This is a genomic window from Pseudomonas sp. PB105 (assembly GCF_009764655.1).
Lineage (GTDB): Bacteria > Pseudomonadota > Gammaproteobacteria > Pseudomonadales > Pseudomonadaceae > Aquipseudomonas > Aquipseudomonas cyclaminis.
This window is the reverse complement of sequence record NZ_RWIO01000091.1, coordinates 77,356-94,703: the sequence shown is the minus strand read 5'-3', so window position 1 is coordinate 94,703 and position 17,348 is coordinate 77,356. Positions and strand designations below refer to the sequence as shown.

Annotated in this window: 12 protein-coding genes; 8 read left to right on the top strand and 4 right to left on the bottom strand. The window is 61.5% G+C overall.

Features of this window, described 5'->3' with window-relative positions; genetic code table 11:
• The coding region (locus EJD88_RS21805; protein WP_256673680.1) for a DUF6396 domain-containing protein at positions 1 to 311 on the top strand (311 nt) is incomplete at its 5' end.
• A gap of 98 nt (positions 312 to 409) precedes the next feature.
• On the opposite strand, the gene EJD88_RS21800 is transcribed toward EJD88_RS21805, so the two are convergent.
• On the bottom strand, positions 410 to 4,246 hold the full coding sequence (locus EJD88_RS21800) for a hypothetical protein (RefSeq protein WP_158879016.1): 3,837 nt from the start codon (positions 4,244 to 4,246) through the stop codon (positions 410 to 412).
• A gap of 102 nt (positions 4,247 to 4,348) precedes the next feature.
• Positions 4,349 to 5,365, bottom strand: a complete 1,017-nt coding sequence (locus tag EJD88_RS21795; protein ID WP_099585150.1) for an AraC family transcriptional regulator — start codon at positions 5,363 to 5,365, stop codon at positions 4,349 to 4,351.
• A 130-nt stretch (positions 5,366 to 5,495) separates the two neighbouring features.
• Here EJD88_RS21795 and EJD88_RS21790 point away from each other — a divergent pair, with 130 nt between their 5' ends.
• From EJD88_RS21790 to efeO (EJD88_RS21765), 6 genes are all read left to right on the top strand, one after another.
• On the top strand, positions 5,496 to 7,094 hold the full coding sequence (locus EJD88_RS21790; protein WP_158879015.1) for a J domain-containing protein: 1,599 nt from the start codon (positions 5,496 to 5,498) through the stop codon (positions 7,092 to 7,094).
• Positions 7,091 to 8,083, top strand: coding sequence for a DUF3829 domain-containing protein (locus EJD88_RS21785; RefSeq protein ID WP_158879014.1), 993 nt, complete (start codon positions 7,091 to 7,093; stop codon positions 8,081 to 8,083). Before EJD88_RS21790 ends, EJD88_RS21785 begins: the two co-directional genes overlap by 4 nt.
• Before the next feature lie 115 nt (positions 8,084 to 8,198).
• The gene (gene efeU / locus EJD88_RS21780; RefSeq protein ID WP_122307741.1) at positions 8,199 to 9,044 is read left to right on the top strand and encodes an iron uptake transporter permease EfeU; all 846 of its coding nucleotides are present in this window, start codon (positions 8,199 to 8,201) and stop codon (positions 9,042 to 9,044) included.
• A 10-nt stretch (positions 9,045 to 9,054) separates the two neighbouring features.
• Entirely contained in the window at positions 9,055 to 10,257 is a 1,203-nt protein-coding gene (gene efeO, locus EJD88_RS21775; RefSeq protein WP_158879013.1) for an iron uptake system protein EfeO, read from the top strand.
• Between the two features lie 14 nt (positions 10,258 to 10,271).
• Positions 10,272 to 11,579, top strand: a complete 1,308-nt coding sequence (gene efeB / locus EJD88_RS21770; RefSeq protein ID WP_158879012.1) for an iron uptake transporter deferrochelatase/peroxidase subunit — start codon at positions 10,272 to 10,274, stop codon at positions 11,577 to 11,579.
• A 29-nt stretch (positions 11,580 to 11,608) separates the two neighbouring features.
• The gene (gene efeO / locus EJD88_RS21765; protein ID WP_112195134.1) at positions 11,609 to 12,430 is read left to right on the top strand and encodes an iron uptake system protein EfeO; all 822 of its coding nucleotides are present in this window, start codon (positions 11,609 to 11,611) and stop codon (positions 12,428 to 12,430) included.
• Here efeO (EJD88_RS21765) and EJD88_RS21760 read toward each other — a convergent pair.
• Both EJD88_RS21760 and pssA read right to left on the bottom strand, forming a co-directional pair.
• Entirely contained in the window at positions 12,328 to 15,204 is a 2,877-nt protein-coding gene (locus EJD88_RS21760) for a hypothetical protein (protein WP_158879011.1), read from the bottom strand. The genes efeO (EJD88_RS21765) and EJD88_RS21760 overlap by 103 nt on opposite strands.
• A 104-nt stretch (positions 15,205 to 15,308) precedes the next feature.
• Entirely contained in the window at positions 15,309 to 16,652 is a 1,344-nt protein-coding gene (gene pssA, locus EJD88_RS21755) for a CDP-diacylglycerol--serine O-phosphatidyltransferase (RefSeq protein WP_099585157.1), read from the bottom strand.
• Positions 16,653 to 16,776: 124 nt separating this feature from the next.
• Between pssA and EJD88_RS21750 the strand changes: the two genes are divergently transcribed.
• Positions 16,777 to 17,340, top strand: coding sequence for a TetR/AcrR family transcriptional regulator (locus EJD88_RS21750; RefSeq protein WP_158879010.1), 564 nt, complete (start codon positions 16,777 to 16,779; stop codon positions 17,338 to 17,340).
• Positions 17,341 to 17,348: the final 8 nt, after the last annotated feature.

Here is a 17,348-nt window from a genome sequence, read left to right as displayed (position 1 = left end):
TGAGGAAAGGCTTCCTTGGTCCACCTGCCACCGATGAACTTTACTACCTCCACCTACAGGAAGACCTTGAACGCGCAGAACGCTATAACGCAATCTGGAGTCTGCTAGCGGACTACTCCTACGCCGACCCAAAAGTCCCCGAAATCAACGAAGTCCTCCCCCTCCCCCCCGCCAAACTCCCCGCATGGGACGGCAAGCTGCAATGGCTGGAAGCACGCCTGGCCAATATCCCCCCGCCAAAACCCAGCGAAGCACTGATCCAGCAGCTAGCCAAGGCCAAACTCCTGGAACCGGCAACCGGCAGACCCTAACGATAAGGCTGGGCGCATCCCGCCATTCCCAGTCGCCCGGCAAAGCTGATCTGCGGCTCAGCCAAGCCGTTTTTTCCCAGTGCATTCGAACACGCGCTTCAATGCCACTTGAACACCTCCTGCACAACCTCACTGACAGGCCGTGAAGCATGAGGCCCGTGCCCCGCTGGCCGTGGAAGCCGCTCCAGCACCTGGACGATGTTGCCCGTCTGATCGTGGCGCACCAGTACAAAGCGCGGCAAAGGTGTGCTGCGTACTGCACGCTTGCGAATAATTCTGACGGGCAAGTGTTCGGCGATCACGCCGCCATTGTCTTTGGCCTTTTCCAGCGCCTGTTGAATCGCTTTCACGTTTTCCTCGTACAACGCCCGGTTGTTTTTAGCCTGGTCCAGCAACGCAATGCCAAACAGGGTCGAGTCGGCGTTATGCGCTTGGGGCGCCTTGGCGAACAAGCTCAAGGTCGCCTCCTGCACCTCGTCACCCAAGTGGCGAAAATGGTTGGGGTCCGTTGTTTTCCCCAGGTTGAGCAGGTCTGCGATGTCCTCGCGCCCCCCCTTGATCGCGCCGGAATACACGTAATCCTCATCACCCGGAAATCCATGGGCCTGTTCATGGATCAGGGTGTTGGCCATAGCCTCATCGCTATGCCCCATGTAGCGGTAATAGTGCGTGGCGCCGTCCACATTCACTTCAATATATTTTTCCTGAAGGTTGCCTGCCTTGTAGCGGCTGTAGGACGACGGCAGGAGCTGGGCCTGCCACTCAGGCCCCTCGTTTTCAAGGAAGTTGATGTTGGAAAGATCCAGTTTATCCAAGTCCGCTTTCATGGTGCGCTGCTTGCGCGTAAAGGCAGCTACTGCATCATCGGAGTCCGAACCGAAGAACGTTTTGCACACAAATTTGAGATCTTTCTCTAACTCAGGATCGGACAGCGCACGCAGGGCGCCATTGAGCCGCTCCCGGGCGATGGGCAGTGCCCGTTCAATGGCTTGACGGCTTTGTTCAAGCGGGGTTGTTGCGGTGGACGCTTCGGCGGTCGCCAGGGTAGGCAGTTGAGCGGGATCCTGTGAACGCAGATCCTCACCGTCAACAGACGGCCTGCGCATTTTCCGAGGACGCTCGCTGGTAAAGGGCCGGGGGCCCAGTTGCTCTTTCAGCGCGGTATTCCAGGTTGTACGAAGCTCACCCAAGGGCTTGCCCAGACGAAAGAAACTGCGCTTGCTCAACCATTCGTAGCCTTGCTGTAACGGTTGCTCCAAACCCGCAACAGGGTTGAACAGGCTATGGGTCAGCTTGCCAAACGCCCTGGTAGCCGCCGACACCTTGGACAATGCGGTTTCTGCCCGACTGACAGCCTGTGCCCCTTCCACAGCCTCGCCCGCAACCACTGAACCGATCATCAAGGCGTCGAGTGCGCAGCCGGTGAGCGCGCCAAGGTCGGTCTTTACGCGACCGGAGGAGATGTCGTCATAGCAGCCCTTAAAGGGAATAAGCAGGTTTTCAATCGTCTGTACCGCTTCTTGCGTGCGTGCCTCGAAACGCTCACGCGGCGTGGAGCCCATGGCGGAGCCCAGGAGTTCCTGTCGATTGAGCACCAGATCATGGCGCCGCACATAGGCGGCAAAATCCCTGCTCTTCTGCGAAAAATATCCGCCGTCTGCCATTAATCCACGCCCGCCACCGGCCGGCAGGGTTTCGCGCAAGGCTCGTATCTGTACCTCGGACTCCGCAGCCCCTTGGCCGTCCACATGGGATTGCAGTTTTGTCACCCACAGACGGGGCACGACAGCTTCGCCTCGGGCCAGTGTCTTCAGGAACGCCGGACGCTCGAAGTACTCGCCCCTCAAGGGCCAGAACTCAAAACACTTTGCCTCTTCACCCTGTCCCGCCTGGACGATAAAACCATAACGCCCCTTTACGCGTTCCTTTTGTTCATCCGCACTGCTGATGGACTTTCCCTCGGCAGTGATGGACTCGGCCTCCACCCTGTAAAACGTCAGCTCTTCTCGCTCCAGCACCTGTCGGTCCTGGAAAGGCATTTTGCTGAATAAGTCCTTGAGACGTGTAGTGATGGCCGAACTGAACGTGTCGACACCCAACTTTACAGACTGCTCGAGTCGGTCTTTGGTAAAGCGAAGCCGATCAAAACCCGATTGCAGATCGGCGAGATCCCCGGCCACGTCCACCGTAATGCCGCCAAACGGGCCGTTGGCCACGTGTTGCGCATACTCGCCACTCTTCAACGCGCCCATCATATGCAGGTCAATCAAGCTCAATTCATACTCGGGGTCGGCCATGAAAAAAGGCATCGGATAGGTGTCTTTTTGCACGGGTTTTTCCAGGTCCCGCTTTGGGAACGCCACCTTGAGGTCCGCTTTTGCCAATTCTCTGCGTGTCAGGGGAGCCGTCTGCAGGGCGGCGGTGGCTTTATGCGTGGTCTCGATATAGTCGTTGTATTTCTGAGCGCTCTTGCGCATATCTTCGACGGTGTAATGGTCATCCGCGCGGCCCACGATCACACCATTGAGCACGCCCCAATCCAGCAACGGATCGGCCTCGGCCGCCAGGAAAAACGGCATCAGCGCGGGTATTGGCGGCTGGAGAGCCGCACGCTCCAGCACTTGAGCATACGTCAGGGTCCGACTCGACCCTGGCGCGTGCGCTTCAAGCAGGGCAACGGTTTTTCTCAACACCAGCCAGGCGGGAGAACCTATGTGCAGAGTGTCCGGGGTATCACGCACCAGAAACTCTGGCGCGACAGTCGCCAGAAATAGATGGCTTACAGCCTCCACGGCGTCCGGATGCACGCCTTTGCTGTGCACAAGGTGCGTTTGCAGGTCGTTGCGAACATCGGCCATCTTGAGCCCGGTATTTTGTACCGAGTACACGTCATAACCCGCCACGTGATTTCTCCGCTGTCCCAGGTGCGGATCAATACGTAAAAGGTGCGCGGTGATCAGTAACTGATTGAGCTGTGTTTCGCGTAAACCAGCGCGGGGAAGCTTCAACCCCTCCAGCAAACGATGCTGGCGATACACATTGAGATTTTTCTGACGGCGTAATAGCCCAGGGATGTGCGCATCGACATTACCGGAAAGAGACTGGAGTTGGTCCAGCCACTGTGGGCCGACGAAGCGTTCAAAAGACTCCACCAGCGTTCGGCGGTCTTCCAGGCTCAGTTTCAGCGGCGCGTCCAGCGCCAGCCATGGCCCGGTGTAGTTGCCCATCGGCGGGCTGGCCGGAAACGGATGGCGCTGCCAGCCAATCAGATTGCGAATGGCCCCGGCCGAGCGGAGTACGTCCTGCCCGTCTGCTTTGGGTAGCATCACACGCAGTACCTGCAACGCGTCGACTTCGCCCGTGGAGTGCAGAACATGTCCGGTGGTTTGCGCTATTTTCAGCAGTCTGTCGAAGAGTTTCTTCAAGCCGGGTCGGGCCGATACATCGTCGCTCATATCGATCCAGCGACCTGCACTGCCCGACGCCTGCAAACGGCCATCGCAGATGCGTAGACGGGCGGTCTGGCCGTCGATTCCATGGTTGCGCCAGAGCACCTGCATGCCTGGACGATTCGCCAGGGCTACCAGAACCTTGCGCCCACGTTGAACGTCAGTGGCCAGCGTGGACCCCGTGACGCTTGAAAAACGGATGTCCGCGAGGTCGATACGGTCCTGATCAGCCTTGCCCTGCACGCCTTGCTCCAAGGCAACGAGCCAGCGTTCCTTGTTTCTGGCATCCAGTACAGCCGTGTCGAGCATGGCTTGTGAAAAATCGCTGATGCCCTGCAATTGGCCTGGGATGTGATGAAGCAGCGTCGAAGGGCGTAGCAACGGTTCTGGACGGTTGATCTCAGCGGAACGCTCTGGCTGAGTGCGGGTGGCGGTAAACAGCGAACCTACGACAACAGGCTCAGGGGTAGCAGCGACCTTGGGCATTTGGGGAGCACGCTTTCACGATTGAAGAGTGCCTACCCTGCCGCAGGGAATCGTATGGATGGGATAGGAAAAGTCTTGGCCGCCAGCAGTCCTGTGCGCTGTTTAACGGGGCTCCCCCAAAATCAAACTCCGATAGTGCCCAGGATTGGACCCCGCCCACTTGCGAAACGCCTTATAAAACGAACTGGTGTCGGCAAACCCCAACCGCGCGGCAATCTCGGCAAAGCTGATCTGCGGTTCTGCCAGCCACACAATCGCCAATTCCTTGCGCACACTGTCCTTGAGGCCCTGATAGCTCTGCCCTTCTTCCGCCAGACGTCGGCGCAGGGTTGAGGCGGAGATGCACAAGGTGGCCGCAAGGCCTTCGGTTTCCGGCCAGGTGTCGGCGGGCATCTGGCGCAGGTCGTGCTTGATTCGGTTGGCCAGGCTGTCGGGGTCGCGGTATTTGACCAGGATGTTGGCCGGCGCATGGGCCAGGAAGCGCTTGAGTTCTTCCGGGCTGCGCTTGATCGGCAAATCGAGGCAGTCGGCGGAAAAGATCATGCGGGTGCGCGGTCGGTCGAAGCGCAGGTTGTCGGAAAACATCACCTGATAGTCATCGCAAAAATCCGGCGGTGGGCAGCGCAGTTCAATGGCCAGGATCGGAATGCGCCGTCCCGCCAGCCAGCAGGCCACGCCGTGCACGATCATCCAGTAGGTGAAATAGGTGAAAGCGCGACTGGGCTCATCTTCAGGCTCCAGCAACACGATTTCCGCCAGGCTCTGTTGGCGCACCAGTTGGGCGGGCATGCGTTCCAGCATCAGCGAGAGAAACCCCAATCCGGTCTCCAGGCTGGCGGCAAGCGTGGGTTGCGCCACGCAGGCGCGACAGAGGAACGCCAGGCTGCCGGACTTGAGCTTGCGCGGGTCCATGCCGAAGAACTCATCGTCCGTGCGCCGGGCCAGCAGGCGCCATAACCGTGCATAGGCCGTAGCCGGAATGCGCGCAGCCGGCTGTTCCAGCAACCCAGGATCAATCCCGACCTTGCGCAACACCTCCACGGTGGCCGCACCGGTTGCGCAGCTCTGCAACAAGGCCTCGCGCACGAGGTGGAGGGAGATGGTGTCTTTTTCCGACATGGGTGCAGTCCGTGCCCTGTGTGACGTGAAGTGCGGCCATCTTAGGCAGTCACGCGGCAAAAGAGTAGGCACCGGGTGGCCGGTCTCGGGTATTCTGCGCCGGGATTTTTACCGACAGGGAGTTGAATCGATGAGTTGCTGGGAAGTACTTGGGCTGCCGTCCGACGCCGATACCCGCAGTATCAAGCGCCAATACGCGGTGTTGCTCAAACAGCATCGCCCGGACGAAGACCCTGTCGGCTTCCAGCGCCTGCGCGAGGCCTATGAGCACGCGTTGCAGTGGAGCCGTTATGAGGCGCCCGTCGAAGTGCCGCAAGCCCTGCCGGTCGACACCGTGCAGCCAGCCGCCGCCGAGCCCGACACGCGCTACGACCAGGCGCAAGCCCTGGTGGCCAATGCCACGCCGGCCAATCTCGCGTTTCTCTATCAACAAGCCCAGGACAATGAATGCGCCGAGGCATTTGAAGCCTTGCTGCTGCAACGCTGCCTGAGTGGCACGGAACCCGCGATTGCGGACTGGGCCGTGACTCACCTGCACTGGCTCAGCCCCTGGCAGCGGGAAACGCCGGCGCGGCTGCCTGACTACCGCCTGGCCGCGCTGCTGGAGCAGATGTTTGCCCAGGTCGAGCACCAACTGACCGAATTGCTTGATCAACAACAGGTCGAGGCCTTCACCGCCGCCTTGATTGACTTGCATAACACCGAATGGCTCAAGCCCCTGGCGCGCCATGCACGGCTCAATGACGCGCTGGCCCGTACGCTGCTGGCCAGCAGCTTCTGGTCCGAGGCGCTGTTCGACACCCTGTGCACTGAGCAGGCCTGGTCCGATCAGTACCTGGAAAACCGCTGCCCAGAGCCCGAGTGGTCGGCGTTAAAGGAGCGCAACGCCCTGGAGCGTTTCAAAGCGCAGGCCTACCACCAGGCCAGCCTGAACAGCCGTGACCCGCAGGCGCGCGCGGCCAGGTTGCTGTTCGGCGAGCTGACGCTGGAACAACGCCAACGCTATGCCCGGCGCTTTGGCGAGTCCGATTGGAACGCCTGCCGCACCCTCAGCGAAACCCTGCTCAATCAATACCCGGCGCTGTGCGCGCAAATGCCCGATGAGGATCCTTACTTCTGGCGCGACTGGGAGCGCATCAGCCGCCCTTGGCCAATGTTTGTGGCGCTGCTGGGCATGGCCGCAGGCTGGGCGATCCACGACCAGCAACTGACCGACCACACCTTGATGGAATCCCTCGGCATGGCCCCGACCTGGGCCTTCCTGATCGCCATACCGGCGCTGCTCATCCTGGCCATCTGGCGTCCGGCTACTGACGGTTACGGTGAAATCGACGAGAAGCTCGCCGCGCACCTGTCGCCCTGGCTGAGCTTTCGCCGGCCGCCGCCGTTGGTGATCCGCGAGATTCTGCCGTGCTGGGTGCTTGGCCTGCTGATCTGGATCATCCTGGGCAATTACGCGTTCGCCGGCTATGTGCTGACGCTGCAGGGCCTGGGGTTGGCGCAGCGCGTACTCGGGCGACCGTCGATACGTGCAGCGCTGACGTGGCGCTGGCCTACGCGACCGTCGACACGCCAATGGGCCACCTGCCTGGGCCTCGGCGCCCTGCTGCTGAGCGCCGCGCTGATGTACGCAAACAGTCAACGTATCCACCGTGACGAGGGCTTGCAACCGTACCTGATGAGCCCTTGCAGTGGTCTCAAAGCGGGCGCGCCGGGGTGTACACCATGAACCGCATCACCATTGCCGCCCTGTGCACTCTCGTGCCCCTGACGCTGAGCGCCGTGGGCCTGCTGACGAATACCGATCTGCTCGCCCCACTGAAAACCTGGGCCAACCGCCAGGCCGCGCTTGAACACCAGCAAGCCCAGGCGCTGCGCCCGGTGATCGATTGCCTTAACCGAGTCGACAGCAATTGGCGGTTGGCGTACTTCAACTACCGCAATCGCAGCGCCCGCGCCAACGACCCCAGCCTGGACTTCATCGAGCGTTTTCCCGAGCTGTACCAGCGCACGCAAGGCCCTCAATTAAGCCTGCTGGACTACGACGCCAAGCGCCCGGACCTGTGCCTGCTGACGTCCTCGCAAAGAAGCGCGCTGCGCAAATACCTGCCGAAGGTCGCCGCGCTTCGCGATGACTATATGGACCACCTGCTGCAGGTCTATTCATCGGTGAAGGAGTTCGACTTCTACCCCAACGCAACCACTCCTGGCCTCGCCCCTGCGCAGCGAGCGATCAGCGATGCGCGGTTCTTCCCCGTGGCGGAAAAATTCCTCGCAGTCTCATCCGAACTGCGCGCCGCCGTGGACAAAGCCGACCGCCAGATACGCTTGCAACAACTGCAGCACTTGCAGGTCCGTGACAAACACCAGATGGCACTTATCTCTGGCCTGATCCTGCAAACCCGCGACACGATGCACAGCCTTGACCCGCGATCCCCCCAGCAATTGACGGATGCGTTGAGCGACTTACAGCAAACCTGGGATTACGCCCAGCGGTACCTGCGCCCCAATCAACCGACCTCCGAGGCCGAGGCCCAACGGCTGTGGCAGCGGATTGAACAACCCGGTTACGCCTACCTCGGCGCGCTGCAAACACTTGCCCGGCATTCAAGCGAAAACCCCGACCCAGAGCGGCTGGACGCTGATTACTTTGAAACTCAACGGCGCTTTGACTTGCTGGTGGATACCTATAACCAGGCCGTCGGGCAGGACTACTGAACGGCCTTCTCAGGGCCGTTCAGCCCCTGTTCAGCAAACGTCAAGATTGGCTGTTTAGTAATGAGTATCATTATGTTACAACTTAGGCTCCTATCTAGTTACGTTCTGGTGCCGAATGCTTGTCCCCTTTCTCATCATGCTGCGCGAAGGCATTGAAGCAGCATTGATCGTTGGCATCATCGCCAGTTACCTGCAACAGACCGGCCGTGGCCAGTGGATGCCGGCGGTGTGGATCGGGGTATTTCTCGCCGCTGCGCTGGCGTTGTTGGTGGGCGGTGGCCTGGAGTTGGTCAGCGCCGAGTTCCCGCAAAAACAACAGGAACTGTTCGAAGGTATTGTCGGCCTGGTGGCCGTGGGCATTCTCAGTTCCATGGTGTTCTGGATGCGCAAAGTGGCGCGCTCCATCAAGCATTCGCTGCACGCCTCTCTTGATCAGGCGTTGACCGGCTCTAAACACCAGGTCACGGCATTGATCCTCATGGTGTTTTTCGCCGTGGCCCGTGAAGGTCTGGAAACCGTGTTTTTCCTGCTCGCGGTGTTCCAGCAAAGCGAAGGGCCGGGCGCGCCGATTGGCGCCCTGCTCGGCCTGGTTTTGGCAATCATCGTGGGTTTCCTGATCTACACCGGCAGCATGCGCCTGAACCTCGGCGCGTTTTTCCGCTGGACCGGGCTGTTTATCCTGGTGGTTGCCGCCGGCATCCTGGCCAATTCGGTACAGGCCCTGCACGAAGCCGGCGTGTGGAACCACCTGCAAACCGTGCTGTTCGACTTCAGCGCCGCCTTGCCGATGGACAGCCCGCTGGGTTCGGTGCTCGCCGGCATGTTCGGCTATCAGGAAGCGCCAACCGTCAGCACCCTGGGCGCCTACCTGATTTATCTGGTGGTGGCGCTGGTGATGTTCTTCCTGCCTGCCGCACCGGCCAAACCCGCCCACACGCCCTCTTCCGTTTCCAGCCAGTAAGGACCGTCTCTTGTCCAGCCCAACGCCTCAACCCGCCTTGCCTCCCCGCGCCTTGCGCTGGGCGGTGGCCGGCTCGGTGGTCGTGATGATCGCCGCCGGTGGCCTGTTTTATTACGCCTCGCAATTGGCCGCCGCCAAGCGCCAGACCAACAGCAATGAAATCGCTGTGACTATTCATGGCCACGCCTGCGAGCCCAATGCACTGACGGTGCCGGCCGGGCGTGCGAGCTTTCGCATCATCAACCGCTCCGACCGCGCCGTGGAATGGGAAATCCTCGACGGCGTGCTGGTGGTCGAAGAACGGGAAAACATCGCCCCCGGCCTGAGCCAGGTGATCAACGCCAACCTGCTGCCCGGCGACTATGCGATCACCTGCGGCCTGCTGAGCAACCCCCGTGGCACCCTGCATGTGACGCCGACGGCCGCCTCCGATGCCCAGGCCAAGGCCAAGCCATCGATGGTGGCGTTTATCGGCCCGCTGTCGGAGTTCCGCGTGTACGTGAGCAGCCAGGGCAGCGCGCTGGTCAAGGCTGCGACCGCCTTGCAGCAGGCTATTGACGCCGGTGACCTGACCCAGGCCCAGGCGCTGTATGTGCCGGCCCGTGAGGCTTATCAACGTCTGGCCCCGGCCTCCCAGCGCCTGGCCGAGTTGGATAACGCAATCAACGCGCGTGCCGACTATTTTGAAAAACGTGAGCAAGACCCGGCCTTCAGCGGTTTCCATCGCCTCGAATACAGCCTGTTCCAGCAACGCAGCCTTGATGGCCTGGCCCCGGTGGCGCAGCGCCTGGTAACGGATGTCAGCACCCTCAAACAGCAATTGCTGGCCCAGTCCCTGCCGCCGGAGCAGTTGGTCAGCATCGTGGTGCGCAACCTCAACAGCCTGGCAGATGTGCGTGCCGCCAGCGGTGAGGAAGAACGCTACAGCCATGTCGACCTGAATGGTTTTGCCGCCAATCTGGAGGCTGCGCACAAGGTGGTCGAGTTGATGCGCCCACTGTTGACCAAGTCCGCCGCCGACCTGTTGCCGCATATCGACAGCGCCCTCGCCGCTTTCGATGCCGAAATCCAGGGTTTCAAGGTCGACAAAGGCTACGCCACGTACGACAGCGTCACCGCCGATCAGCGCAAGCAGATCGCCGACAAGGCCAAGGCTCTGGCCGTTGCACTCGATGGAATCGACCCCGCCCTTGGCCTTTCCGGCCTGCAGTGAAGACGACCGCACACATGAGTGATTCAACACCGTTTGATCTACAACGCCGCCGTGTCCTGCTGGGCATGGCCGCCACTGGCGCCGCGATTGCCGGCAGCAGCCTGAGCTGCCCGGCCATGGCCGCCACCGCCCAGGAACAAGTCACCACCGCACCGCGCAGTGACAAGACCCAGGACCACCACGACTTTTTCGGCCAGCACCAAAGCGGCATCGTTACCCCGCGCCCGGCGTGCGGCATGCTCGTGGCATTCGACGTGTTGGCCAGCGACCGCGAAGACCTGGAGCGCCTGTTCCGTACCTTGAACGAACGCATCAGTTTCCTGATGACCGGCGGCACCGTGGCCCAGATCGACCCAAAGCTGCCGCCTACCGATTCAGGGATTCTTGGCCCGGTGGTCACGCCGGACAACCTGACCATCACGGTGTCCGTCGGCGAGTCGCTGTTCGATGAGCGCTTCGGCCTGGGCGTCGCCAAACCCAAGCGCCTGAGCCGCATGGTCGGTTTCCCCAACGACGCGCTGGAACCGGCGCAGTGCCACGGCGACCTGAGCCTGCAATTTTGTTCCAACACCCCGGACACCAATATCCACGCCCTGCGCGACATCGTGAAAAACCTCCCCGACCTGTTGCTGGTGCGCTGGAAACCGGAAGGCAGCGTGCCGCCCCAGGCCCCGGCCAAACCCGGCGAGCCGGCGCAGAGCGCACGCAACTTCCTGGGTTTTCGTGACGGTTCGGCTAACCCGAACTCCAACGACGCCAAGGCCATGGACCAGATCGTCTGGGTGCAAACCGGCAGCGACGAACCGGCCTGGGCCGCCCATGGCAGCTATCAGGCGGTGCGCATCATCCGCAACTTCGTCGAACGTTGGGACCGCACGCCCCTGCAAGAACAAGAGAGCATCATCGGCCGCATCAAGACCACCGGCGCGCCGATGGATGGCCGCCAGGAAAGCCAGGTGCCTGACTACAGCAAGGACCCGGAAGGCAAGTTGACCAAGCTCGATGCGCACATCCGCCTGGCCAACCCGCGCACCCCGCAGACTCAGGCCAACCTGATCCTGCGCCGGCCGTTCAACTACTCCAACGGCGTCAATAAAAACGGTCAGTTGGACATGGGGCTGTTGTTCATCTGCTACCAGGCTGACCTGGAGAAAGGCTTTATCAGCGTGCAGACCCGGCTCAACGGCGAGCCCCTGGAGGAATACCTCAAGCCAGTCGGCGGCGGGTACTTCTTCACCTTGCCGGGCGTCACCGGCGCCAAGGACTTCATTGGCCGCACGCTGCTCGCCGCCACGCATCCCCAAACCACTGCCAACACCTGAAACCAAACCCCCACAGCGGAAACCGCCCCATGAAGAAGTCGACTCTCGCGTTGTCGTTGTTAATGACCCTCTCGCCCCTGGCCGCCTTCGCCGCCACCACGGCGCCGCTGGACCTGGTAGGGCCGGTGTCGGACTACAAGATCTACGTCACCGAGGAAATCGGCGAGCTGGTGACCCAGACCCAGGCGTTCACCGATGCCATCAACCAAGGCGACCTGGCCACCGCCAAGAAACTCTACGCGCCGACCCGTGTGCACTATGAGTCCATCGAGCCGATCGCCGAGCTGTTCAGCGACCTGGATGCGTCCATCGACTCCCGCGTCGATGACCATGAAAAAGGCGTGACCGCCGAAGACTTCACCGGTTTTCACCGCATCGAATACGCACTGTTCTCGCAGAATTCGACCAAGGGCCTGGAAACGCTGACCGCCAAGCTCAACACCGATGTCAACGACCTCAAGACCCGCGTCGACGGCCTGACCTTCCCGCCGGAAAAAGTCGTAGGTGGCGCCGCAGCCCTGCTTGAAGAAGTCGCTGCAACCAAGATCTCCGGCGAAGAAGACCGCTACAGCCATACCGACCTGTATGACTTCCAGGGCAACATCGACGGCGCGAAGAAAATCGTCGACCTGTTCCGTGGCCAGATCGAGAAACAAGACAAGGCCTTCCTGGCCAAGGTCGACAAGAACTTTGCCGCCGTGGACAAGATCCTGGCCAAGTACAAGACCCAGGGCGGCGGCTTCGAGACCTACGACAAAGTGAAGGAAAACGACCGCAAGGCGCTCGTGGGTCCGGTCAACACCCTGGCTGAAGACCTATCGACGCTGCGCGGTAAGCTGGGGCTGAACTGATCAACACCTGACTCGACGTCCTGCGTTCCGGCGCGGGATGTCACCGCATTGGGCGCTTGGGCGCAGCTCTCCTGCCCCGCTGAAACCATCAGGTAGCTACGCAGCTTTTCTTCCGCCGTGATCAGATGCGGCGCCGCCTTGCCCCATTTCACCCCGCCCTCGGCCAGCAACATCGGCAGCTTCAGCAGCCCCTTGGTTGCGGCCCGGATCAGTTGCGGGTAACCGTCCAACGGGTTTAACACCGCATTGGCAAACAACCCGGAATGCTTGATGAAGTCGAACGCACGCTCGCCGAACGTGGCCACCGGCTTGGTGGCTGCCAGCGCAGCGGCGGGCGGTCTGAACCGTGCGACGAGGCGCTGCACCGGGTTGGGCAGCAAGGCCTTGGCCGACCGCAGCAGCCCACGCGCCTGCCCCCCGGCGCCGATGACCACACCGACCATATCCAGGGCCAGATTGCCCAGGCCCTGGGCGATATCGCCGCGTTTGAACGCCTGATATGCCCCCAGAAACGGCACGAATCCCAACAGAAATTCATGCTCGCCGGCCCGGGTTTCGCGACGTTTTTCCAGTGGCAACGGCTCGCGCGCACGTTGCATCAGGGCTTCGGCGGGCTCATAGAAGTTGTCACGGGCGATCCTGTTGGCAATTTCAGCGATCTTTCGCGAGCCATAGGTGTTGGGAACATAGCTTTGCAGTGTGTGGTTGGCCGGCAACTCGCGTGATGCAATTGCCCCTCCCAGCGGTTCGACGATAACCGATGACGTCATTACCCCTGGCCTTGGCGCTGAGCCGGTCGTGTAGGCAGCAAAGTCGAAAGGCATCTGGGTGCCACGTGTTACCAGCACACTCGAAGAACCACGGCGCGTGCCGATAGGTTTCTTGCCGGTCACTCCGCCAAGCTCAAGTGCGTCGGGCAGGTCCGTGCGTTTGATCAGCTTGCCGCTGGCAAAGACCTCGTAATAGACCACCGCCTGATCATGCTCCACGCGCATCAGGGTTGCCTGGCGACCGCACTGTGCATCTCTGTGGGCCTGGGTCTCCTCGACCTGAATGACGTCGGTCTCGCCGCGCAGCGTGAACAATTGGACCTTGCCCAGCTCGATCATCGTGCGCTCGGCCAGCGGCAACTGGGCAAGCATCAACTTGAGCTTCACTGCATAGGCGCCCTGGAGCTGTTGGAGGTGATTGCCGACAGCGCTTTCAAGCAGCGCGTCCAGCTCGGGCAGATGACGAATACGTCGGTCCAGTGTTTCCTGGGCGCCCTGCGCAATCTGCGGCCCACGGCTTAACTGATAGGGCGTTTTCGCCGGCGCCGAAGGTGCAAGCAGATCCTCGCTGTGCACCCATTTTCCCGGTGTGAGGTCGCCGGTCATGTAGGTTTCCACCAGCGAACGGCGGCGCGGCTCCGTAACCGGTGCGTTGCGGCGATCCGCGGCGCTCGCCAATTCCAGGCACATGCCCTCAAGCTCAGCCGCCGTGCTGTCCGGAAATGCCCGCAGCAACTCCCTGATGGCCAGCGCCTTGCGGGTCGGCAGCTCCGCGCTGGCGCTGGCGAAGGCCTCGACCGTCTCTTTCTGCTGCTTGAACAACGCCCGCGAAGCGTCCTCGATGTCGTGTTGAGAATACTCGCCGTCACTGCGCAGCCTGACGGCACCGTTCAACACGCCCCAGTCGGCGAGGATTTTCAGTGCATTGAGTTGCATCAACTGGGCTTGTGCCTCTGAGGTGGGCGCCAGGAGGGTCAGCTCGCGGACCTGGTGCTCACTCATCATCCGTGACGTGCCCGGTGCGGCATGATCGGCGAGCGCGCAGCCGAGGCGTAATTCCATCCAGGCCGGTGTGCCGATGCGCACCGCGTCCGGCACCTCCATGACCAGCATTTCCGGGGCTGCTTGCGCCAGGTATACCGAGGCCAACCGCGCTGCCAGGGCCGGTGTCAGCTTGTTTTGTTGCTGCAGGTGGCACTCGATATCGCGACGCACCTCGCTGAACGTGCGGCCCATGTTCGCCGGCTGATAGATCGAATACCCGGCGATATGGCCAGGTTTGACGCCGCCCAGATTGATTCGCGCGACCTTGGTCAATGTGGCCTTGTCGGCGGCGCTCAACGTGTCGGGCGCAAACGGCCCGGTGTAGTCGCCCACCGGGGGCGCCGGCGGCAACGACAGCCGTAACCAGCGGATGACATTGCGTGTCTCGGCCACGGTGCGTGGCGACCCAAGGCCCTTGAGTTCCAGGAGCTGGCGCGCATCAAAGCGTGGCGTCGAGTACACCGCATTGCCCAGTGGTTCGGTCAGCGGGGTCAATGCCGCCAGTTCATCGCGCAACGTCTCCACTGCGTTGACGTAACGGGTCAAGTCCACCCAGCCGCCCACCGGGGTCAAGCGTTCAAGACGGCCTTCAGACACACGGAAGGGCTTGCCGTCCCAGTCGAATCGTTCACGTTGCAACAGGCTGAGCATTTCCGGGCGAGACACAAGTGCCTGCAGACGCGCCATCGCGGCTTGGCTGAGCGCGGGCAGCGCCGATGTGGGGGGGAGATCACAGGCCTCTGAAGACCAGTCGGTGATTTCGCCGTCGAGGAGATCGCCAAGCCCTGCTTCAAGGCGCTCGGCCAGCGCCTCGCGTTCCACCCGCTCAGCCGTCAGGCGCGGCGTATGTTCCAGGCCGGCCCGTTGGCGCGGCGCCTGAATCGCGGGGCTGGTGCTGTGTTCGGCGACGATGGGGGCCTGTGGAACGGGCGAGCCGGTGTTCGATAGTGACGTCAACATGTGAAAGCCTCTCTGCACGTTGTCTGAAGAGGCTATCTAAGAACCGTTGAAGCATGCTGACTGTAAGCCGAGTCCGGCCGCCCCACGTATTACGTTGCGCCGGATTACAGGATCCGGTACAGCAACCGCTCGATCCGCACCCGGCTGACCCGGCGCAGGAACTTGCCGACGGCTTCCGGGTAGTCCACCAGGGTTTGCAATTGCTGGTAACGCTCGATCCGCGTGGTGTGCTGGAAAATCTGTGCCAGCTCGGTACGACGCGGCTCCAGCCACTCGGCCCTGGGGTCGTCGATCAACAAGGCGTTTTCCAGGTCGAGCCGGAACGCCCTAGGGTTGAGGTTGTTGCCGGTGAGCAAGGTATAGCGTTCGTCGACCCACATGCCCTTGAGGTGGTAGGTGTTGTCGCCGTCGCGCCATAGATGCAGGTTCAGTTGCCCGCTGTCGATCATCGGCTGATGGCGCTTGGCAAAGCGGCGCAGGCTGATTTCATACAGGTAAGGCAGCGCCGCGATGACCTTGAACGGTTCGCTGGGCGGGATATAGAAGTCGTTGGCGGTCTTGTCGCCGACGATGATGTCGATCTTCACGCCACGCGCCAGGGCACGGTTGATCTCGCGGGTCACCGGCAGCGGCAGGTTGAAATACGGCGTGCAGATGGTCAGTTGCTGCTGGGCGCTGGCGATCAGCTCCAGAATCACCCGGCTCAGCGGGTTGTTCTTGCCGACGCCGAGCAACGGGCTGACCGACAGGTGGCCATTGGGCAACTGCCCGGCCGTGGTGTCGTACACCGCGTGCTTGAGGCGGCTGCGCAGGTCGCCGATATCGTTGCGCAGGCTGCGGGTGGTGGGCGGGTTCGGCAGGTCGAGGCGGTGCACCGCCTTGGAGGCGACCAGGCCGTGTTCCACCAGGTGCTGCATCGAATCGGCCAGGGGTTTGCTGTGAATCAGGTGGTAACGGTCAAACCGGTACTTGTCGAACTTGTGCAGGTACACGTTGTTCAGGCTGGCACCGCTGTACAGCACGCTGTCATCGATCACAAAACCCTTGAGGTGCAGCACGCCAAACAGCTCGCGGGTTTGCACCGGTACGCCGTACACCGGCACTTCACTGGCATGGCTGTGTGTCATGGCCTGGTACCAGGCGCTGTTGCCCGGCTGTTTGCCCGCGCCGATCAACCCGCGCTGGGCACGCAGCCAGTCGACCACCACCACGATGTCCAATTCCGGCCGTGCAACCTTGGCGGCGTGCAGGGCATCGTAGATCTCCTGCCCCGCTTCGTCCTGTTGCAGGTACAGCGCCACGATGTAGATACGCCGAGTGGCCTGGGAGATTTTTTCCAGCAGGCAGCGGCGATACGCATCGGCACCGGACAGCACGTCGAGCGCGTCGGGAGTGAGAGGGAAACCACGCAGCTTGGGCAACAGGGAGCGTTTGAAGAACGACGGCATAGGGCTCGCAATGGGTCGAATCCGAAGAGGCCCCGAGCTTACACCATGGGGTTGCTCAGGTCTCGTTGCCTGACATGGAAAAAGTTAATTGACCATGAAGAACGATCGTTCTACTGTCTCTCACATGAACGACATGACTGGCAATGAAACCCGCGACATTATCCTCGACGTCACCGAGAAACTGATCTATCGCCACGGCATCGCCGCCACCGGCATGGACTTTCTAGTGAAAACCGCCGGTGTCTCGCGCAAGAGTATTTACCGCTACTTCGCCAATAAGGACGAGTTGGTCATTGCCGCCCTGCAACGCCGCGACGAGCGCTGGATGCACTGGCTGCGGGGCGAAGTGGAACGCATCGACGGCAGCGGCGAACGCCTGCTCGCGCTGTTCGACGCACTCAGAACCTGGTTTGGCTCGGCGGATTTTCGCGGCTGCGCCTTCATTAACACCAGCGGCGAAACCGGCGACCCGCACAACCCCGTGCGCCAGCTGGCCAAAGCGCATAAACAGAAACTGTTCGAGTACGCGCTTGAACTGTGCCAAGCCCATGGCACCCCCGACCCCGAACGGCAGGCCGCACAACTGCTGATCCTGATCGATGGCGCCATTACCGTTGCCCTGGTGATGGGCGATTCAACCGCTGCTGATAATGCGCAAGGCATGGCGCGAACGTTATTGGGGCTTTGAATCCACCG